The sequence below is a fragment of the Stutzerimonas kunmingensis genome (assembly GCF_900114065.1).
GTDB classification, from domain to species: domain Bacteria; phylum Pseudomonadota; class Gammaproteobacteria; order Pseudomonadales; family Pseudomonadaceae; genus Stutzerimonas; species Stutzerimonas kunmingensis.
In genome coordinates, this window is record NZ_FORS01000002.1 from 673633 (window position 1) to 694500 (window position 20868).

Below are 20868 nucleotides of genomic sequence, written 5' to 3' on the forward strand. Positions count from 1 at the left end.
GGTCAGCCCGCCAGTGCCGCGTTCAGTTCGGCGTCTATCGCTGCTGGGTCAAGCGACTGGCCGATGATGACCAGCCGGGTGGTACGCACTTCACCGGCCTGCCAGGGGCGGTCGAAGTGCTTGTCGAAACGCTGCCCCACGCCTTGCAGCAGCAGGCGCATAGGCTTGCCTGGAATTGCAGCGAAGCCCTTGATGCGCAGGATGCCGTGCTTGACCACCGCGTCTTTCAACGCCTGCAGCAGCCTGTCGTCAGCGGCCTCCGGCAACTCGACCGAGAAAGAATCGAAGGCTTCGTGATCGTGCTCTTCATGGTCTTCCTGATCGTGATGGGTCTTGCGCCCTTCGATGTGCAGTTCGGTTTCGCAATCCAGGCCCAGCAGCACGTTCAGCGGCAGCTCGCCGCCGTGCGCCTCGATGACTTTGACCCCCTCGGGCAGCTCCTCGGCCACCTCGGCCCGCACCGCTGCCAATGCCTCTGGCGACAGCAGGTCGGCCTTGTTGAGGATGACCAGATCGGCGCTGGCCAGCTGATCGGCGAACAGCTCATGCAGAGGCGATTCGTGATCGAGATTGGGATCGAGCTTGCGCTGGGCATCGACCTGATCGGGGAATGCGGCAAAGGTGCCGGCGGCCACCGCCGGGCTGTCGACGACGGTGATCACCGCATCCACGGTGCAGGCGTTACGGATTTCCGGCCAGTTGAAGGCCTGCACCAGCGGCTTGGGCAGCGCCAGGCCCGAGGTTTCGATGAGGATATGGTCAAGGTCGCCACGGCGCGCCACCAGTTCACGCATCACCGGGAAGAATTCCTCCTGCACCGTGCAGCAGAGGCAGCCGTTGGCCAGCTCGAAGACGCGGCCGTTGGCCTCCTCTTCGCTACAGCCGATGGAGCACTGCTTGAGAATTTCGCCATCGATGCCCAGCTCGCCGAACTCGTTGACGATCACGGCGATACGACGCCCTTCGGCATTGCCCAGCATGTGGCGCAGCAAGGTGGTTTTGCCGGCGCCGAGAAAGCCGGTAACGATAGTGACGGGAAGTTTAGAGAGGGTTTTCATCGTGGCCCTGCAAGCATCGAGAAATAGATGAGCAGGCAGGCGGACACTACGTGGCGACGTGCGCCAACAAGCACCACCGGAGCACCCCGCCCGGTTGTCAATGTGTAGCGAGGCAGGTCTCCTGGCTCACGACCGGGCAACGCGTGGCGCGTCTGCCATTACCCTCGCCTTCCCGCGTCAGTTGCAGTGGCTGGCGCGCCAGCTACGCGGCGCACCCAAGGGTCAGTCATTTACAGTTGCGGGGGCAGCCACGGCTTTCCGTGTTCCCTCTTAGCTCTGGCAGCGCCAGAGAACCTCGACCCGTGAAGGCTACGCAGAGCCTTGGAGCGGGTCAATCGCCACGGTTGACCTCGGGAAAAGCTTCGTGGTGTCCTTGCGCCCCCTTGATGCCTGACCGTGTTCGGCTACGGTCCTTACGACTGAGCGCCATGCCCCTCCAAACCGCCAAAGATTCGTCCGCGCCCGATGCCTCTGCAGCGTCGGGTGCGCAGTTGTACGTCGCGGGCCTCGGGTGCCGCAGGGGCTGCAGCCGGATCGAACTCGAGGCGCTTCTGCATCGCGCATTGAGGGAGCATGGATTGGCGATCGCAGCGCTCAGCTGCCTGGCCAGCAGTGAGCGCAAAACGGACGAGCCAGGCCTGCACGAGCTGGCAGCGCACCTGCAGTTGCCCCTGGCCTTGCTGTCAGCTGCAGAGCTCGCGCCGTATGATGCGGCGCTCAGCGAGGCCTCGCCGCTCAGCAAGATGCTAACTGGCAGCGCCGGACTCGCCGAGGCCAGCGCCCTGGCACAGGCTGAATCCCTGAGTGACGGCAAAGCCAGGTTGCTGTGCAGAAAGCTGCGCTCCGCCAACGCAACGTGCGCGATCGCCGTCACCCGCCTTTCCTGATTGGAGTTTGCATGACCGTCTATTTCATCGGCGCCGGCCCGGGCGATCCGGAACTGATCACCGTCAAAGGGCAGCGTCTGGTGCGCAGTTGCCCGGTCATCCTCTACGCCGGCTCGCTGGTCCCGGCCGCTGTACTCGAAGGTCATGGCGCCGAGCAGGTGATCAACACCGCCGAGCTGCATCTGGACGAGATCATCGAGCTGATCCGGCAGGCCGATGCCAAGGGTCAGGACGTAGCGCGGGTGCATTCCGGCGACCCGTCTCTGTATGGCGCCATCGGTGAGCAGATCCGCCACCTGCGGAGGCTTGGCATCGCCTTCCAGATCGTTCCGGGCGTCACCGCGACGGCCGCCTGCGCCGCGCTTCTGGACGTCGAACTGACGCTGCCGCAGGTTTCCCAGACGCTGATCCTGACGCGTTACGCCACCAAGTCGGACATGCCCCCCGGTGAAGAACTGCACGACCTGGCCCGCCACGGCGCGACCATGGCGATTCATCTTGGCGTTCAGCACCTGTCCCGCATCGTCGCCGAGCTGTTACCGCATTACGGCCTGGATTGCCCGATTGCCGTGGTGCACCGCGCCAGCTGGCCCGATCAGGATTGGGTGACAGGCACCCTGGCCGACATCGAAGCCAAGGTAAGCGAGAAGGGCTTTCGCCGTACGGCGTTGATCCTCGTCGGCCGAGTGCTGACGGCCGAGGCGTTTGCCGATTCGGCGCTGTACAACGTGGACACGACGCACCTGTATCGCTCGCCGAGCCCGTGACCCAAGCGCGGGTCTCGTGGGCGATAGCCAATAACAGTGACCGCCATGCCCACCTAGGCAATGGCCTTTCGTCTAGCCGCCGAGCACGCGCGGGCTGTGGAACGGAGAGCCAAGTGTTACCATTGTCGACTTTCACGCCGCGCTAGATGCTCAAAGCACCGGCAGCCGGCAATACGACGCCCGACACACCTACGCAACCATGTACCTGACGATTAGCCATGAACCCTCTTCGTTCATGGCCAAACCCATTGGGTACCGCGTCCAGATGTTGCTCTCAACTTATGCCAAATGGCTGAGCTCGGCCTCCGATTGGAACGAGCTCGAAAAGCTGCCTGCCAGAATCAAACTGGTACGTACTTGGTATGGGGAACGGAGGCAGGCGATTAACCACCGCTGTTACACCCGCAGGACAAGTCTTTGATTTCTACCGCCAACATCACCATGCAGTTCGGTGCCAAGCCGCTGTTCGAAAACGTTTCCGTCAAATTCGGCGGTGGCAACCGCTACGGCCTGATCGGCGCCAATGGCTGCGGCAAGTCGACCTTCATGAAGATTCTCGGTGGCGATCTGGAACCGTCCGCTGGCCAGGTGATGCTCGAGCCGAACGTGCGCCTGGGCAAGCTGCGCCAGGATCAGTTCGCCTACGAAGAATTCAACGTGATCGACACGGTGATCATGGGCCACGAGGAACTGTGGAAGGTCAAGGCTGAGCGCGACCGCATCTATTCGCTACCGGAAATGAGCGAAGAGGATGGTATGAAAGTCGGCGAACTCGAAGGTGAGTTCGCCGAAATGGACGGCTACACAGCCGAATCTCGTGCCGGCGAACTGCTGCTTGGCCTGGGTATTCCGCTGGAACAGCACTTCGGCCCGATGAGCGAAGTCGCTCCCGGCTGGAAGCTGCGTGTGCTGCTGGCCCAGGCGCTATTTTCCGATCCGGATGTGCTGCTGCTGGACGAACCGACCAACCACCTGGACATCAACACCATCCGCTGGCTGGAAACGATCCTCACGGCGCGTAACAGCACCATGATCATCATTTCCCACGACCGCCACTTCCTGAACTCGGTCTGCACCCACATGGCGGACCTGGATTACGGCGAGCTGCGCCTGTTCCCGGGCAACTACGACGAATACATGACCGCGGCGACCCAGTCGCGCGAGCAGCTGCTGTCGGACAACGCCAAGAAGAAGGCGCAGATCGCCGAACTGCAGACCTTCGTCAGCCGCTTCTCGGCCAACGCCTCCAAGGCCAAGCAGGCTACCAGCCGCGCCAAGCAGATCGACAAGATCCAGCTGGCCGAGGTCAAGCCGTCCAGCCGTATCAGCCCGTTCATTCGCTTCGAGCAGACCAAGAAGCTGCACCGCCAGGCAGTGACCGTCGAGCGCCTGTCCAAGGGCTTCGACGACAAGGAACTGTTCAAGAACTTCAGCTTCACCGTCGAGGCCGGCGAGCGCGTGGCGATCATCGGTCCGAACGGTATCGGCAAGACCACCCTGCTGCGCACCCTGGTTGGCGAACTGACCCCGGACAGCGGCAGCGTCAAATGGACCGAAAGCGCCGACTACGGCTATTACGCCCAGGACCATGCCCATGACTTCCAGGATGACGTCAGTCTGTTCGACTGGATGAGCCAGTGGACTCAGGGCGGCGAGCAGCTGGTGCGCGGCACCCTCGGCCGCATGCTGTTCTCCAACGACGAGATCCTCAAGTCGGTCAAGGTCATCTCGGGTGGCGAACAGGGCCGCATGCTGTTCGGCAAGCTGATCCTGCAGAAGCCCAACGTGCTGGTGATGGACGAACCGACCAACCACCTCGACATGGAATCCATCGAGGCACTGAACCTGGCGCTGGAGAACTACCCGGGCACGCTGATCTTCGTCAGCCACGACCGTGAATTCGTCAGCTCGCTGGCGACCCGCATCATCGAGCTGTCGGAGAACGGCGTGACCGACTTCAGCGGCAGCTACGACGACTACCTGCGCAGCCAGGGCGTAATCGTCTGATCCTCACCCTGCCCGCGTATCGCAGCGCCTTCATCGAGGGCGCTGCAGATTCATAGGCAACTCCCGGTAACGCGCGGCGCGGTGCTTCAGCTAGGTAACGCGCCTGCCGAGAAAGTCCAGCAGCAGCGCGTTCACCCTCCCCGCCTGTTCGTTCTGAATCCAGTGGCCACACGGCGCCAGTTCGTGTCGTTCCAGATCCGGCACCCATTCCGGCATCTTCTTCAGCGTGTAGGCCTCAAGCTCACCAACCGGGTCATGGTCGCCGATCAGAAACATGGTCGGCTGGGTGATCTTGCGCCCCTGCAGTGGCTTGGTAACCTGCCAGTTGCGTTCGAAGTTGCGATACCAGTTCAGCGCACCGCGAAAACCGTGCTCGGCGAACGTCTGCCGATACACCGCCAGATCGTCTTCTGAGCACCAGTCGGGCAACGGCCCCGGCTGCATGTCGTCCTCGAACAAGGTGCCGCCGGCAGGCTTGTTCTGCAGCAACAGGTTCCTTTCCTGGTAATACATCAACAGGCGCAGGGTACGCTCGATATCGGCATCCAGTTCTTGCTCGGCGCGACCGGGCTGCTGGAAATAGAGGATGTAGTTGAATCGATCACCGCTGGCTTCGCGCATGATTTCGGTCGCGGGCCGCCGCGGCCTTCCGGCGAAGGGCACCGACATGGTCACCAGCGCGGTGACCCGCTCCGGCTCCAGCAACGCGAGATACCAGGCGACCATTGCGCCCCAGTCGTGCCCGATTAGCGCCACCTGCCGGTGACCGAAATGATCCATGGCCGCACGAACGTCCCCACACAGCGTCAGCACATCGTAGGCCGAGACGTCCACTGGCGCGCTGCTGAGCCCGTAGCCACGCATCTCGGGAACGAACACGCGATAACCAGCCGCCACCAGTGAATCGATCTGATTGCGCCAGGAATACCAACACTCGGGAAAGCCATGCAGCAGCCAAACAGGCCTGCCCTCTTCGGGTCCGGCGCTATAAAGACTGAGCGATATACCGTTCAGGTCGAGCTGGAAATGGTCCGCTGTACTGTTCATGAGGCCTCCTGACTGGAGGCCTCACTATGGCAAAGCCAGGCGCGCGTGTGCGCTGTATCAGCAGGGCGAAGGCCGCGACATCCCGCCGATGGATCAGCCCTGGGCGCTGGCCCAGTCGATCAGCCCGAACTGCCAGGTAGCCAGAATCAGCAGGCCGAAGCCGATCCGGTACCAGGCGAACGCCGCGTAGCTGTGATTGCCGATGAACTTGAGCAGCGCCCGCACTGCAATCATCGCGAAGATGAACGAGGTGACGAATCCGACCGCGAACACGGCGAAATCGCCCGGCTGAAAGAGCTCGCGGTACTTGTAGCCGGAGTACACCGCCGCGCCGACCATGGTCGGCATGGCCAGAAAGAACGAAAACTCGGTAGCCGCCTTGCGCGACAGGCCGAACAGCAGGCCGCCAATGATGGTCGACCCCGACCGCGAGGTGCCGGGCACCAGTGCCAGGCACTGGGCGAAGCCGACTTTCAGTGCCAGTGCCCAGTTCATGTCGTCGACGGTTTCGGCACGAATGATGTGATCACGCCGTTCGGCCCAGAGCATCACGACACCGCCGATCACCAGCGCGGTGGCTACGGTGATGGGGTTGAACAGGTATTCGTGGATCAGGTCGGCAAAAGCGACACCGAGGACAACTGCAGGCATAAAGGCGATCAGCAGGTTCAAGGTGAACTTCTGTGCCTGAGACTCCTTGGGCAGGCCAATCACTACGTCCAGGATCTTGCGCCGATACTCCCAGATCACCGCGAGAATTGCCCCGAGCTGAATGATGATGTTGAAGGCCAGCGCCCGCTCGCCACCAAAACCGATCAGGTCAGCAACAATGATCTGGTGACCGGTACTGGATACCGGCAGAAACTCGGTTACACCCTCGACCACGCCCAGAATCAACGCCTGAATCGCAACCCAAAGATCCATCTATTCCCCTAAAGCGATGCAGCCCATCGCGACTCAATGCAACCAAGGTATATGTCAGAAAGCCATCTGGCCGGCTGTTCTGACTCGTTCGAGAGAACTAAATTCCTCTGCAAACGAAACGGGGCTCATTTTTAGCCACGGGCGGCCGAAAAGCTATACAGGGTGCCGCGAAACGACCGCATTCAGAAGGTCGACAGCGGCGCGACAGACCCACCGATCAGCCAGAACAAAACGATAAGAAAGTCCCATCAGGAGCCCTATTCATGAATCTGCTGCGAAACGTTCCCATTAGCAAGCGTCTCTGGCTGATCCCCGTGGTCGCCGTCTTCATGCTGTTCATCCTCGGCATGCTGATGATTCAGCAGGTCCGCTCCGATTTGTATCGTGGCAAGCAGGAGGCAACTCGGAACATAGTCGAGGCTGCATCCGGCGTGCTCGAGTACTACCGGGCACAGGAGACCAGTGGCGCCATGACCACGACTGAAGCCCAGAAGGCGGCCATGGAGCAGATCCGCCTGCTGCGCTACGACGGTCAGGACTATTACTGGATCAACGACCTCGGCCCGACCATGATCATGCATCCTATGCAGCCGAAGCTGGACGGCCAGGACCTGTCGAAGATCAAGGATCCGGAAGGCAAGGAACTGTTCAACGAGATGGTCAAGATCGCCCAGCGGGACGGGGCTGGTCTGGTCGACTACATGTGGGCCAAGCCCGGTGAGGCAGATCCGGTGCCGAAGATCTCCTACGTGCAGTTGTTCAAGCCTTGGGGCTGGATCATCGGCTCGGGCATCTACGTGGACGATGTCGAGCAGGAATTCTGGAACTATCTGACTCGTTTCTCCCTGATCGGCCTGTTTATCTCGGCAATCATGGCCGTTCTGGTGGCGATCCTGATCCGCAGCATCGTGCGCCCCCTGCGCCACACCATGTCGGCGATGGCGAATATCGCCAGTGGCGAAGCCGATCTGACGCGTACTCTGGATGTATCCGGCAACGACGAGCTGAGCACCCTTGGCCGTGACTTCAACCGCTTCACCCAGAAACTGCGCACCGTGGTCGGTCAGCTGTTCGAGACAGCCGGCGCGCTGGATCAATCCTCCCGTTCGCTCAGCCAGCTTTCCGGTCAGGCCCATGAGCAGAGCCAGCAGCAGATGCTGCAAATGGAGCAGGTCGCCACCGCCGTCAACGAAGTCACCTACGCCGTACAGGAAGTCGCGAAGAACGCCGAGCATGCCTCCAGCGAAGTCGGCAACGCCGAAAATCAGGCGGGCCAGGGTCAGCGCAATATCGAAACGAGCCTGCAGCAAATCGACGAGCTTTCCGCGACCATCGGCCAGGCCGTCGACGTGATTCAGTCGCTGGCTGATGAAACCACCAAGATCGGTTCGGTACTGGAAGTGATCGGCTCAATCGCCGAGCAGACCAACCTGCTCGCGCTCAATGCCGCGATCGAAGCTGCCCGAGCCGGTGAACAGGGCCGCGGTTTCGCCGTGGTGGCCGACGAAGTTCGTCTGCTGGCGCAGCGCACGCAGCAATCGACTGCCGAGATACATAGCATGATCGAACGCCTGCAGAAGAACTCCGGCGCTGCGGTAAACGTGATCATGGAAAGCAATCGCGCCTCCCAGCTCACCGTAGAGCAAGCCAGCCAGGCCGGCGAGAGCCTTGGCGAAATTGCCCAGGCGCTGCGCAACCTCTCAGGCCTGAACGCATCCATCGCCAGTGCCACGCTGCAACAGTCCCACGTGGTCGAGGACATCAACCAGAACGTGACCCAGGCGGCCGGGCTGGCACAGGAAAGCACCCTGGCTGCCGAGCAGTCCAGTGAAGCTGGTAAGCGCCTTGGCGAACTCGCCGATCAGCTGAATCGTCTGCTGAGCCAGTTCAAGGTCTGATAAACCCTCTGCCTGCGGCCCGCCAGATGAGCAGGCCGCAGGCACTTCGACGAAGCAGTCGCCCCGCCCCACGCTCCATCGCGGAGCACGCCCTTAGAGATTCGATACATTTCCCGTCGCGACAGGTTGTCGCACGGGATTTTTTTTGCGGCCCGCGCCGATTCCCTCACGCTGCGCATGGCGTTGCGAAGTTTTTCAATATTTACAGGGAGTTAGCTCAAACGTACTAAGCCGACTCGGCCAGGCGTCAACGTTATACTTTTGGCTAATTGCAAAGCCCTTCAAATTTTTTCGAACTCGCATGTGACTCGTCAGTCCTCTGGGTACATCAACTGCAATGTAAGGCCAACGCCAACGAGCTTGGCTGCAGGTATTTTGGGTATCACACAGAGAGACATGCCCCATGCACACCCCGCTGCGTATCAATGAAGCCCTTTTGATCACCGACCGCGCGTTCAAGCCCTTCCAGTGCGTTGCCTGGACGCTGCCCGAAGGCAACGGTGAAGTCAGCATCACCGTCGTCGACCGCGACGAGGCCCGTCTGCTAGGCCGCTGCAAGATGTCCAGCAGCGTGTTCACCGATCCCGTGAAGCTCGGCGAAACCCTGGAACAGACTCGCGCGCAGCTGAGCCGCGACGGCGCGCATCTGTCGCCCTGGCACATGCCAGAGTAACCATGGCTTGCAACGAACAAAGGCCTGCGGCGGTGCCCCAGGCCTTTTTTCATGTCCCGAAACGGCTACGCCAACTGCTCTACTGATCCATTCGCGTGTTTGACGGTCCTAACAGCAACACGTGAAACAGGAGAAGCTCATGAAAGGTGCTGAAGCGTACGTCAACGATCAATGGCAAAGCTGCGGCCTCGCCGACCTTCCGAAAGACCCCGGCGCCCATACCGTCATACTGCACTTCATCGTGCCGCGAGATGCCCAGATGCCGGGCCTGATCACGCACATAGGCGAAATCGCACAGCGGCACCTGAGCGATTTCTATGACGGTCGAGCCGTCAGCCACAAGCCCGCAACCGGCTCGGTGGTGGGCGACGGCAGCGGTGACGGAATCAACCTGGAATTCGAGATAGCAGCCGCGCGCTGACCGTGGTGGACGTGGGCGTCAGCTAAAGCCGAGCTTGAAGAAATCGCACCGAACGCCTGGAAGGACGATTCAAGATGACCCCCTTTGACATGCAGCGCATGCTGCTGCACGAATTTCCCTTGATGTTCGTCGCCGAAGTCGCCCTGCGGGCACTGCTGGCCTTCGTTGCCGTATTCGTCTTTCTCAAGGTCAGCGGCCGTCGCGGCATTCGCCAGCTTTCGGTATTCGAGCTGGTGATCATCCTGACCCTCGGCTCGGCCGCAGGCGACGTTTCATTCTACGAAGACGTGCCGTTGCTGCCAGTGGCGGCGGTGTTCGCCACCCTGCTGGCGCTGTACCGCCTCACCGTGTTCTTCATGAATCGCAGCCCGCGATTCGAAGCCTGGCTCGAAGGCCATCCAGTCACCATTATTCGCGATGGCATCTATGAGCTGCGCAGCCTCGACAGCCTGAACATTTCTGCCGATGAATTCTTCATGGAGCTGCGCCAGCAAGGGGTCGAGCATCTTGGCCAGGTCAGGCTCGGCATTCTCGAGAACGATGGCAACGTCAGCCTGTTCTTCCATGAGGACCATGCAGTACGCCCAGGTTTGTCCGTCCTCCCGCCGGAGTACCGGCCAGTCTTCCGTCAGGTGCCGGCGGCCGGCATGTACGCCTGCAGCCGCTGCGGTTTTCCCCAGGCGCTGGAGAGCCAGCAAAGCCAACAATGCCCGCGGTGTTCCAATCCAACCTGGTCGAAGGCGCTTTCCACACAGAGATCGCGCTGATACACGGTCAGAACCGCCATCCCGCTGGCCGGTCAGTTGTTAGAGGCGCCGGAACCCGCTTTCTGGATACGCCTTCTCTACTCACTGCAGCAGGAGCACACCATGCTTGGCGACTATTCATCGATCAACGATCACCTCGACACCGCGCGCAAACATGCCGATCAGGCTGAAACCGAAGCCAAACCCGAGCTCTATCGCGAAGCCATCGACGAGCTGGTCGCAGCCATTCGATTGCTGATGCGCAACAGCAACGAAAAGGACAGTTGAGCCCATCCAAAAGCCTCGCCGGTAGCTACCGGCGAGGCCATAGCGGGAACGGTCATACATGCGCAACGACACCCTGATGGACGACCCGGTGCCCCTGGCCGAGGGCACTCGCCCTGTTCCTGCCGATGAGACCGGCGACACCGGTACGCTACTGTGTCCAACACTGCCGCCGGACCTGCATTACGTCGATGATTCCCAGCCGGGCATCCGCCGCAGGAGACTGCGCGGCAAGTTCGTCTACTTCGAGCCGAACGGCGAGCGCATTCGCGACGAGGAGGAAATTCGTCGCATCAACAAGCTGGCGATCCCACCCGCTTATCGTGACGTATGGATATGCCCGGATGCTCAAGGGCATCTTCAGGCGACCGGGCGCGACGCCCGTGGACGGAAGCAATACCGCTATCACACACGTTGGCGAGAGATTCGCGACAGCGACAAGTACGAACGAATGCTCGAGTTCGGTGAAGCCTTGCCGAAACTGCGCCGCGACTTGGAAAAACACCTGGCTAGACCCGGCATGGCGCGTGAGAAGGTCATGGCCCTGGTGGTCATGTTGCTGGAGTCGACCCTGATCCGGATCGGCAACTCGCGCTACGCGAGGGACAACCGATCCTACGGGCTGACGACCCTGCGTACGCGTCACGTGGATGTCAAAGGAACCTCGATCCGCTTCCACTTTCGAGGCAAGAGCGGCGTGGAGCACGAAGTCACCCTGCGCGACCGTCGGTTGGCCAGGCTGATGCGCAGCTGCATGGAGCTGCCGGGCCAGCAGCTGTTTCAGTACCTGGATGAAGATGGTCAGCGCCGCGCGGTCAGCTCCAACGACGTGAACCTATATCTTCGCGAAATGACCGGTCGCGACTTCACCGCCAAGGACTATCGCACCTGGGCCGGAAGCGCGCTGGCACTGGAACGGCTACGCAAGCTGGACGCATCCACGGAAGCCGTCGCCAAGCAGAATCTGGTCGAGACGGTGAAGCAGGTCGCCAGCCAGCTGGGCAACACCCCTGCGGTCTGCCGCCAGTGCTACATCCACCCGGCGATTCTGCAAGCCTTCAGCGCAGGCGAACTGGCTGATGTGCGCGCCGCGCGCAAACGCAAGTGGCTCAGCGCCGAAGAGGTCGCGTTGCTGGCTTTTCTCCGCAAAGCGGCGGGCTGACGCGCTAGTGCTGATGCAGTGTGACGCGATTGCGACCGGCCGCCTTCGAGGCATAGAGCGCCGAATCGGCCCATTCGATCAGTTGCGCATGACTGTGGGTGGGGACGCTGAGGTCCGCAACACCCAGACTGATGGTGAAGCGAATGCGGTGCTGCTCGTGCTGAACCTCGTGGCTCTCCACCGCATGCCGCAAACGTTCCGCAAAGGTCATTGCACCCTGCTTGTCGGTATCCGGTAGCAGTACCACGAACTCTTCACCGCCGTAGCGGCCAGCCACGTCCGAATCACGCAAATTCTCGCGAATCAGCTCCGCGACCTGTTGAATCACGGTATCGCCTACCTGATGTCCATAGGTATCGTTGATCGCCTTGAAGTGGTCGATATCGAACATGACCAAAGCCGCCTGGCTGTCATAGCGGCGATGACGGGCGTAATCCAAGCGGAGCATCTCTTCCCAGTGCCCGCGATTGTAGAGCCCGGTAAGCCGATCAGTGCTGGACAGGCGCTGCAACTCGGCGTTGGCGGCCTGGAGCTGGCGCCTGTTCACGGCTACATCGGTGACGTCATAGATAATCAGGCACACCTGGTCAATGCTGCCGCTGGTGCCTTTGAGGGGTAGCAGCGTGGTGTTCTGATACATGAAATCTTCCAGACCGGTGATCGGCTGGTAGTTCTTGAAGCGCAGCAAGTACGGCCGCTGCTCCCAAATCGTGAATGACGGCGTGCCGAGGGTCATCACGCTTTCCACTTTGCGTCGAAACCAGTCTTCATCCACTTCGGGAAAGAGGGTGAAGAAGGTCACGCCGCGTGCCTTGTCGGGATGCAACCCGGACCGGTTCTCCATGAAGGTGTTCCAGACCTCGACACGGTAGTCGCGGTCCAGCACGACGACGCCCACGTCGATGCTCTGGACGATCGCCAGCAACCAGTGAAGCTCGTTCAACTCGGCGGAATTGCTCATGCTCAATCCATCAGGTGGGCAAGCTTGCGGGTCAGCAGCTCGACCGAATCTTCCGTGAACAACAACAGCAGGTCAAAGTGGATATCGTGCCCTTCCAGGCTGTAGCTGATCTCGACCGCCAGGGTCTTCTTCCATCGGGCGCTATTGAGCCGGATCAGCTCGTCGATCGAAGCGTGCTGCCCCAGCATCTGCGGGTGCCCCTGGGAAAACACCTCTTCGATCTGCTCGGCGATTCCGCTGAGGCATGCGCTGATCAGCAGGCTCGACAGATCGAGGAGCATCTCCATCTCCAGGTAGTCCTGCCGCCGCATCAGCCGCGCCATGTCGGCCACTTCGGAGTCATGGAACAGCAGCAGCGCCTCGCCTGCGATACCGCCGCCGATGTAGCCCTGGCAGACGGCGGTCAACTTCTCGCCGCGCGCGGCATCGGCCAGCGCCATATGCAGCTCGCCGACTTCGAGAATATTTACATTGGGAATCGGCAACTGGATGAACACACCCAGCACCCGCGCCAGGAGTGCCGCAGCTCGCCCCATGGCGATGTTGACCACCTCACGAAAGGTATCGCGAAAACCGATCTTTTCCCCGGCGACCCTAGCGATCAGAGGCGAGACATCATCCAGCAGGCCAAGGCTCGCCAGCGTCTGATGCAGGTGCACCGGATCGGCGGGCTTCTTGATGAAAGCCAGCGCGCCGAGGGCCAGGACACGGCGCACGGCCTCATCCTGAATGTCGGCGGATATCACGATGGTCTTGCACTGCAGCCGTTCTTCGCGCAGCTGCGCGAGGACCTGATAACCATCCAGCTCGGGCATGGTGAGGTCGAGCAAGAGGACGTCGACGCCACCCTCGCGAACCTGCTCCAACGCTTCGAGGCCGGTGGCCGCCTGACTGACGTCGACCGGCCAACCGGCAGGCAGCGCTTGCAGAAGCTGCTTGCGCGCCAGCGCGGAGTCATCGCAGATCAACAGGGAAATGGCAGACATGTGGTACGAGCTCTCGTTGCCCGATTAACCTTGGCACGAGAGCTTATCGCAGGAAAGGCGCGCTGTGCGCACCATGAAGGCAAAATAGTGGCATTTCACCTTAAAAACTGCCGAGCGGCCCGGCGGTGCTACTCCGACGGGCTGTTTCGCATCAGTAATAGGCGTTCTCGCGGTTGGTGTGATCGGTCACGTCGCGCACGCCCTTGAGCTCTGGAATCCGAGCCAGCAGGGTCTTCTCGATACCTTCCTTGAGGGTGACGTCCGCCTGTCCGCAGCCCTGACAACCACCGCCGAACTGCAGCACTGCGATGCCTTCCTCGACCACATCGATCAGCGTGACCTGCCCGCCATGGCTGGCCAGGCCCGGATTGATCTCGGTCTGCAGGTAATAGTTGATGCGCTCGTTCATCGGGCTGTCTTCATTGACCATCGGTACCTTGGCATTCGGCGCCTTGATGGTCAGCTGGCCACCCATCCGGTCGGTCGCGTAGTCGACCAGTGCATCCTCGAGGAAGGGTTCGCTGGTGCCATCGATCCAGGCCGTGAAGCTCTTCAGCGCCAGTGCAATGTCGTCAGGCTTCTCCTCGCCCGGCTTGCAGTAGGCGATGCAGGTTTCAGCATACGGGGTGCCCGGCTGGGTAATGAAGATGCGAATGCCGATGCCGGTGGTGTTCTGCTTCTCGAGCAGGTCGGCCAGATAATCGTGTGCAGCTTCGGTAATGGTGATCGCGCTCATGGGAACTCCTCGCAGACATGCGCCGCAGTGTACGCCAAACCACTGCCGCGGTTAAGTCCTAGTATTTTAGTCGGGTTAAACGTGGTCGAGTTCCGGCCGCAGTCGCCGCTCGCGGCGAATCAGAGATTTTCGTAGCGATTCATATCCAGTACGCCCGCTTCCAGTGGCTCGGTTTCTTCGAGATAGCGGGTCAGATCGTTGAAGTAATCCCAGAAACGCGGATGGCTGCGCCGCACGCCCCAACGGTCGACCAGGCGCTCCAGCTGATCACTCGCCCTGACCTCCTCCAGTGCTGCGACAAATGCCGGCACCTCGGCGGCAGGCACATTGAAGAGGAAATTCGGATAGCTGCTGAGTACCCCTGGATACACCGTCAGGGTGTCCAACCTCGGCTGCCAGCGCAGCGACTCGCCGTACATGAAGGCGACGTTGCTGTGGGCGCGGTTGCGCAGCAGGCTGTATATCTCACGCCGATCGCCGTCGTACTCGATGCGCAGCAGCGTGGCCTCCGGCAGATACTGGATCGCCGGCAAGCCTCCGGCGAGTCGGTTGGTCAGACGACTGAGCGCCTGCTCGGCCCCTTGCAGGCTCGCTGGCTGCCCTGCGCGGTAGCACTGGGTACCCTGGCAACGGTTGATCGGGTCGGGGGCTGCGTTGATGCCGGCGTACCTTGCCAGCATCTCTCGAGCGAACGCGCGCTTCGGATCAGCCCTATTCAGCGTCAGCAGCGAGGGTGTGGAATCGTCGATGGAGGTGTAGGCCAAGAGGAGCTTCAGCTGCCCACCCTGCTCGTACCAGCCATCGAGGATGGCCTGGCGTGAGGCGGCCGGTAGCAGCCGAAGGAAGTTCAGCTCCGCGCCGTTGCGAATCAGGTCGAAGTAAAGCCGTGTCTGGCCCTGATGGGAGACGTTGCCGAACACGTCGAAATTGACCACGAGTTGGTAGTAGGTGCGCTCGAGCAGCGGATAGTCCATCCACCAGAGCGTCTGTGGAGTCTCACCGATCAGCCCTTTGCGCACCGAGGCGCTGTCATGCTGGCGGAAGATGCTCAGCAAGGCATTGTCATTGCCGGACCAGATCTGCTTCCACTGCGCGGGCTTGCCCGCATAGGCATTCATGCGCAGCTGCTCGTACTGGTTGCGCTTGACCCGGTAGCTCTTCCAGAACGCCAGCAGGTCGCCCATTTCATCGAACTGCCCGGGCATCGCCAGCAGCGGCGTGGTCTGTTCGCGATAGCGCCGGTCGATAATGTACAGATCGTGCTGCGGGTCCTGGAAGAACACCCAGAAGTTGTCGCGAATCACATCCGTGGCGATCTGCCCGCGGCACACCGGCCCGCGGATAAAGGTGCGGACGAAATACTCGGCGTTATCCAGCATGAACTGGTACCGCGCCTCGGCGGGAATAGCCTGGAAAGTCTTGAACGGATTGGCTCTGTGATCTGCCCCGTAACCTGGGATGGCATCCACCGTCGAGTCACCGCTGAAGAACAGCGAACGGACCCGCGCCAGCTTCGCAGCGCTGAGTGGATAGGTGATGTGCGTCTTGTGCACGATCACGTCGGTAATCGGTCGCAGGCGATAGCTGAACCGGGTACCCGGATCATCGTTCGGCCGTCGCGTCGCAATGGCGTCGATCGGCTCGCCACTGGGCGTGCGCGAACGTACCAGCTGATAGAAGCGACCGCCTCCCTCCCCTTCGAAGTACAGATGCGCGATGAAAAGGTGCTCATACAACCAGCGGCCAACCAGATTGCCGCGTGCACCGGGAGTGTTGAGCAAGCTTTCCCACTCGTCGATCTGCACGGACTCGGTTGCCGAAGGCTCGGGCGGCGAACTCGCCTCGACTGAGGCGCCCTGCTCGAGCCAACGCTGCAGGAGTGCGTACTCCGCATCGCTCAGCCCGGTTACGGCGAAAGGCATGCCGCCATGCATGTTGCGTCGGGCGTAGCGGTCGAACTCATCCGGCAGCGGGCAGGTGTTTTCCCGGCCGATGCCGATCTCCAGCGCCGACGGCAGCTTGGCATTGGGCGTCAGCGGCTGGCTGCGACCTAGCTCGAGCATTCGTGCCATCAGCGCAGCCTGGTTGCCCTCGCCATTGAGTACCGAATTGAAGCCCTTGCGCCGCCACGCGGCGTCGTGATCGGCGTCGAGAAACAGGCGCGTGGGCTCCTGGGCCTTTACCCGTACGCCGTTGTATACCGGCAGCTTGTTCGCGCCGCGGGATGCGCCCTCACCACTGCCGAGATTGAGCTGGCAGGGCGAGTCATAACAGGCGTGGCAAGCGACGCACTTGGCGGTGAATATCGGCTGGATATCACGCTGATAAGAGAGGGCTTCGGCGCGCGCAGCGGTGAACGAGAGGAATAGAAGGCAAGCGAGCCAGAAACGAAATGACATGCATCGAACGCCTTGAGATGAGCGCGCATTCTATTCGCCTCTACCGGGTCACGGCCAACGCCTGCCAACCTGAATAATCTTCATGCAAAAGCGCAGAAGCTAAAAAAGCATGCAGCTTTGCTATCATTCGCACTCTTTTGTTTTCGCTTTTTTCAGGTAGTTCTCATGTCTTCTCGCAGCTCCCGTCTTCAGGCACTCCACCAAGCGCTCAAGGAGCGCATCCTGATTCTCGACGGCGGCATGGGAACCATGATCCAGAGCTACAAGCTGGAAGAGGAAGACTACCGCGGCGCGCGCTTCGCCGACTGGCCGCAGGACGTCAAAGGCAACAATGACCTCTTGCTGCTGAGCCGCCCGGATATCATCCAGGCCATTGAAAAGGCCTACCTCGACGCCGGCGCCGACATCCTCGAAACCAACACCTTCAACGCTACCCAGGTTTCTCAGGCCGACTACGGCATGGAATCGCTTGTGTATGAGCTGAACGTCGAAGGTGCACGCCTGGCCCGTGAAGTGGCGGACGCCAAGACCGCCGAAACGCCGGACCGTCCGCGCTTCGTCGCCGGCGTACTCGGCCCGACCAGCCGCACCTGCTCGATCTCCCCGGACGTCAACAACCCCGGCTATCGCAACGTCACCTTCGACCTGCTGGTAGAGAACTATGTCGAAGCCACGCGCGGCCTGATCGAGGGCGGTGCCGACCTGATTCTGATCGAAACGATCTTCGACACGCTGAACGCCAAGGCGGCCATCTTCGCCGTACAGCAGGTGTTCGAGGACGAAGGCGTCGAACTGCCGATCATGATCTCCGGCACCATCACCGACGCCTCCGGCCGCACCCTGTCCGGCCAGACCACCGAAGCGTTCTGGAACTCGGTGCGCCACGCCAAGCCGATTTCCGTCGGCCTGAACTGCGCTCTCGGCGCCAAGGATCTGCGTCCGTACCTGGAAGAACTCTCCAGCAAGGCCGACACCTTCGTTTCCGCACACCCGAACGCCGGCCTGCCGAACGCCTTCGGCGAATACGATGAAACCCCGGCGGAAATGGCTGCGGTAGTCGAGGAATTCGCCTCCTCCGGCTTTCTCAACATCATCGGCGGCTGCTGCGGTACCACGCCTGCTCACATCCAGGCGATTGCCGAGGCTGTCAGCAAGTACCCGCCGCGAGCAATTCCAGACATTCCCAAGGCCTGCCGCCTGTCCGGCCTGGAGCCGTTCACCATCGACCGCAGCTCGCTGTTCGTCAACGTCGGTGAGCGCACCAACATCACCGGCTCCGCCAAGTTCGCCCGCCTGATCCGCGAGGAGAACTACACCGAGGCCCTGGAAGTCGCCCTGCAGCAGGTCGAAGCCGGCGCCCAGGTGATCGACATAAACATGGACGAGGGCATGCTGGACTCGAAGGCGGCCATGGTCACCTTCCTCAACCTGATCGCCGGCGAGCCGGATATCTCCCGCGTGCCGATCATGATCGACTCCTCCAAGTGGGAAGTGATCGAGGCGGGTCTGAAGTGCATTCAGGGCAAGGGCATCGTCAACTCGATCTCCATGAAGGAAGGCGTCGAGCAGTTCAAGCAGCAGGCCCACCTGTGCAAGCGCTACGGTGCCGCCGTGGTCGTAATGGCCTTCGACGAAGCCGGTCAGGCCGATACAGCCGCACGCAAGCGCGAGATCTGCCAGCGCAGCTACGACATTCTGGTCAATGAAGTCGGCTTTCCGCCGGAAGACATCATCTTCGACCCGAACATCTTCGCCATCGCCACCGGCATCGAGGAGCACAACAACTACGCGGTCGACTTCATCGAAGCCTGCGCCTTCATTCGCGACAACCTGCCCTACGCGCTGACCTCCGGCGGCGTATCCAACGTGTCGTTCTCCTTCCGCGGCAACAACCCGGTGCGCGAAGCGATCCACTCGGTATTCCTGTTCCATGCGATCAAGGCAGGCCTGACCATGGGCATCGTCAACGCCGGTCAGCTGGAGATCTACGACGAGATTCCCAAGGAGCTGCGCGACGCGGTCGAAGACGTTGTGCTCAACCGCAGCGCCAACGGCACCGAAGGCTTGCTGGAACTCGCTGACAAGTACAAGGGCGACGGCTCGGTCAAGGAGGCCGAAACCGAAGAGTGGCGCAGCCTGCCGGTGGACAAGCGCCTCGAGCACGCACTGGTCAAGGGCATCACCGCCTTTATCGTCGAAGACACCGAGGAATGCCGCCAGCAGTGCAAGCGACCCATCGAGGTGATCGAAGGCCCACTGATGAGCGGTATGAACGTGGTTGGCGACCTGTTCGGCGCCGGCAAGATGTTCCTGCCACAGGTGGTCAAATCCGCCCGTGTGATGAAGCAGGCCGTCGCCCATCTGATTCCCTTCATCGAAGCGGAAAAAGGCGACAAGCCGGAAGCCAAGGGCAAGATCCTCATGGCCACAGTGAAAGGCGACGTGCATGACATCGGCAAGAACATCGTCGGCGTGGTGCTCGGCTGCAACGGTTACGACGTGGTGGACATGGGCGTGATGGTGCCGGCGGAAAAGATCCTGCAGACCGCCATCGCCGAGAAGTGCGACATCATCGGCCTCTCCGGCCTGATCACGCCTTCGCTGGACGAGATGGTCCACGTCGCCAAGGAAATGCAGCGCCAGGGCTTCAGCCTGCCGCTGATGATCGGCGGCGCCACCACCTCCAAGGCGCACACCGCGGTGAAGATCGACCCGCAGTACAACAATGATGCGGTGGTCTACGTCACCGATGCCTCGCGCGCGGTGGGTGTCGCTACTACCCTGCTCTCCAAGGAGCTCAAGCCGGCCTTCGTCGAGAAGACCCGCGAAGAGTACGCCATGATCCGCGAGCGCACCGCCAACCGCAGTGCACGCACCGAGCGCCTGAGCTATGCCCAGGCCGTCGCTAACAAGCCGCAGTTCGACTGGACCAGCTACACGCCGGTCAAGCCGAGCTTTACCGGCCGCCATCTGCTGGAAGATATCGACCTGCGCACGCTGGCCGAGTACATCGACTGGACGCCGTTCTTCATCGCCTGGGACCTCGCCGGCAAGTATCCGCGCATTCTCGAGGACGAAGTGGTCGGCGAAGCGGCCACCGCGCTGTTCAGCGATGCCCAGGCGATGCTGAACAAGCTGATTGATGAAAAGCTGATCCGCGCCCGTGCGGTGTTCGGCTTCTGGCCAGCCAACCAGGTGCAGGACGATGACCTGGAAGTGTACGGCGACGGCGGCGAAAAGCTGGCCACCCTGCACCACCTGCGCCAGCAGATCATCAAGCCGGACGCCAAGCCGAACCTGTCCCTGGCCGACTTCGTCGCGCCGAAAGACAGCGGCATCACCGACTATGTAGGCGGCTTCATCTGTACCGCCGGCATCGGCGCCGAGGAGCTGGCCAAGGCCTATCAGGACAAGGGCGACGACTACAACTCGATCATGGTCAAGGCGCTCGCCGACCGCCTCGCCGAGGCCTGCGCCGAATGGCTGCACGAACAGGTGCGCAAGCAGTACTGGGGCTACGCCAAGGATGAGCAACTGAGCAACGAGGAGCTGATCCGCGAGCAGTACAAGGGCATCCGCCCTGCCCCCGGCTACCCGGCCTGTCCGGACCATACCGAGAAAGGCACGCTGTTCCAGCTGCTGGATGCCGACGGCATCAGCCAGGTCACCCTCACCGAGCACTACGCCATGCTGCCGACCGCAGCGGTCAGCGGCTGGTATTTCGCCCATCCCGAGGCGCAGTATTTCGCCGTCGGCAAGATCGACAAGGATCAGGTGGAAAGCTACAGCCAGCGCAAGGGCGAAGACATCGCCGTCAGCGAACGCTGGCTGATGCCGAACCTGGGCTACGACAACTGATCCCGCGGCGGGCGCTTGTGAACGCCCGCCGTCGTTCCGCTCAATGGAGCTTG

The 20868-nt window shown here is 61.4% G+C and carries 17 protein-coding genes and 1 riboswitch; of the genes, 10 read left to right on the forward strand and 7 right to left on the reverse strand.

The window, feature by feature from the left end:
* Positions 1 to 2 precede the first annotated feature (2 nt).
* Positions 3 to 1058: a cobalamin biosynthesis protein CobW gene (cobW, locus tag BM275_RS07525; RefSeq protein ID WP_090520361.1), complete on the reverse strand. Its 1056-nt coding sequence runs from the start codon at positions 1056 to 1058 to the stop codon at positions 3 to 5.
* A 94-nt stretch (positions 1059 to 1152) separates the two neighbouring features.
* Positions 1153 to 1371, reverse strand: a riboswitch (cobalamin riboswitch).
* 115 nt (positions 1372 to 1486) lie between these two features.
* Between cobW and BM275_RS07530 the strand changes: the two genes are divergently transcribed.
* From BM275_RS07530 to BM275_RS07545, 3 genes are all read left to right on the forward strand, one after another.
* Positions 1487 to 1945 carry a cobalamin biosynthesis protein gene (locus BM275_RS07530; RefSeq protein WP_090520362.1) on the forward strand — a complete coding sequence of 153 codons (459 nt, stop codon included), beginning with the start codon at positions 1487 to 1489 and terminating at the stop codon, positions 1943 to 1945.
* An 11-nt stretch (positions 1946 to 1956) separates the two neighbouring features.
* On the forward strand, positions 1957 to 2712 hold the full coding sequence (cobM, locus tag BM275_RS07535) for a precorrin-4 C(11)-methyltransferase (protein WP_090520364.1): 756 nt from the start codon (positions 1957 to 1959) through the stop codon (positions 2710 to 2712).
* A gap of 417 nt (positions 2713 to 3129) precedes the next feature.
* On the forward strand, positions 3130 to 4719 hold the full coding sequence (locus tag BM275_RS07545; RefSeq protein ID WP_090520366.1) for an ABC-F family ATPase: 1590 nt from the start codon (positions 3130 to 3132) through the stop codon (positions 4717 to 4719).
* Between the two features lie 90 nt (positions 4720 to 4809).
* Here BM275_RS07545 and BM275_RS07550 read toward each other — a convergent pair whose 3' ends face one another.
* Both BM275_RS07550 and BM275_RS07555 read right to left on the reverse strand, forming a co-directional pair.
* A complete protein-coding gene (locus tag BM275_RS07550; RefSeq protein WP_090520368.1) occupies positions 4810 to 5766 on the reverse strand; it encodes an alpha/beta fold hydrolase in 957 nt (318 codons plus the stop codon).
* A gap of 93 nt (positions 5767 to 5859) precedes the next feature.
* On the reverse strand, positions 5860 to 6690 hold the full coding sequence (locus tag BM275_RS07555; RefSeq protein WP_090520371.1) for an undecaprenyl-diphosphate phosphatase: 831 nt from the start codon (positions 6688 to 6690) through the stop codon (positions 5860 to 5862).
* 263 nt (positions 6691 to 6953) lie between these two features.
* Between BM275_RS07555 and BM275_RS07560 the strand changes: the two genes are divergently transcribed.
* The 6 genes from BM275_RS07560 (at position 6954) to BM275_RS07580 (ending at position 11875) form a co-directional block, all read left to right on the forward strand.
* Entirely contained in the window at positions 6954 to 8588 is a 1635-nt protein-coding gene (locus tag BM275_RS07560) for a methyl-accepting chemotaxis protein (RefSeq protein WP_090520375.1), read from the forward strand.
* Positions 8589 to 8991: 403 nt separating this feature from the next.
* Complete coding sequence (locus tag BM275_RS07565; RefSeq protein ID WP_003300411.1) at positions 8992 to 9261, forward strand: hypothetical protein; 270 nt, start codon at positions 8992 to 8994, stop codon at positions 9259 to 9261.
* A 139-nt stretch (positions 9262 to 9400) separates the two neighbouring features.
* Positions 9401 to 9682: a hypothetical protein gene (locus tag BM275_RS07570; protein WP_090520377.1), complete on the forward strand. Its 282-nt coding sequence runs from the start codon at positions 9401 to 9403 to the stop codon at positions 9680 to 9682.
* Between the two features lie 74 nt (positions 9683 to 9756).
* Positions 9757 to 10449, forward strand: a complete 693-nt coding sequence (locus BM275_RS07575) for a DUF421 domain-containing protein (RefSeq protein WP_090520379.1) — start codon at positions 9757 to 9759, stop codon at positions 10447 to 10449.
* Between the two features lie 102 nt (positions 10450 to 10551).
* Positions 10552 to 10716: a hypothetical protein gene (locus BM275_RS22250; protein ID WP_003300414.1), complete on the forward strand. Its 165-nt coding sequence runs from the start codon at positions 10552 to 10554 to the stop codon at positions 10714 to 10716.
* Between the two features lie 58 nt (positions 10717 to 10774).
* On the forward strand, positions 10775 to 11875 hold the full coding sequence (locus tag BM275_RS07580; protein ID WP_090520381.1) for a DNA topoisomerase IB: 1101 nt from the start codon (positions 10775 to 10777) through the stop codon (positions 11873 to 11875).
* 4 nt (positions 11876 to 11879) lie between these two features.
* Here BM275_RS07580 and BM275_RS07585 read toward each other — a convergent pair whose 3' ends face one another.
* From BM275_RS07585 to BM275_RS07600, 4 genes are all read right to left on the reverse strand, one after another.
* Positions 11880 to 12836 (reverse strand): sensor domain-containing diguanylate cyclase, encoded by a 957-nt coding sequence (locus BM275_RS07585; protein ID WP_090520383.1) that lies wholly within the window; start codon positions 12834 to 12836, stop codon positions 11880 to 11882.
* 2 nt (positions 12837 to 12838) lie between these two features.
* A complete protein-coding gene (locus BM275_RS07590) occupies positions 12839 to 13822 on the reverse strand; it encodes a response regulator (protein ID WP_090520385.1) in 984 nt (327 codons plus the stop codon).
* Positions 13823 to 13973: 151 nt separating this feature from the next.
* Positions 13974 to 14558: a Fe-S biogenesis protein NfuA gene (gene nfuA / locus BM275_RS07595; RefSeq protein ID WP_003300421.1), complete on the reverse strand. Its 585-nt coding sequence runs from the start codon at positions 14556 to 14558 to the stop codon at positions 13974 to 13976.
* A gap of 119 nt (positions 14559 to 14677) precedes the next feature.
* A complete protein-coding gene (locus BM275_RS07600; RefSeq protein ID WP_090520387.1) occupies positions 14678 to 16957 on the reverse strand; it encodes a fatty acid cis/trans isomerase in 2280 nt (759 codons plus the stop codon).
* A 165-nt stretch (positions 16958 to 17122) separates the two neighbouring features.
* Between BM275_RS07600 and metH the strand changes: the two genes are divergently transcribed.
* Positions 17123 to 20815: a methionine synthase gene (gene metH / locus BM275_RS07605; RefSeq protein WP_090520389.1), complete on the forward strand. Its 3693-nt coding sequence runs from the start codon at positions 17123 to 17125 to the stop codon at positions 20813 to 20815.
* The last annotated feature ends 53 nt before the right edge of the window (positions 20816 to 20868 follow it).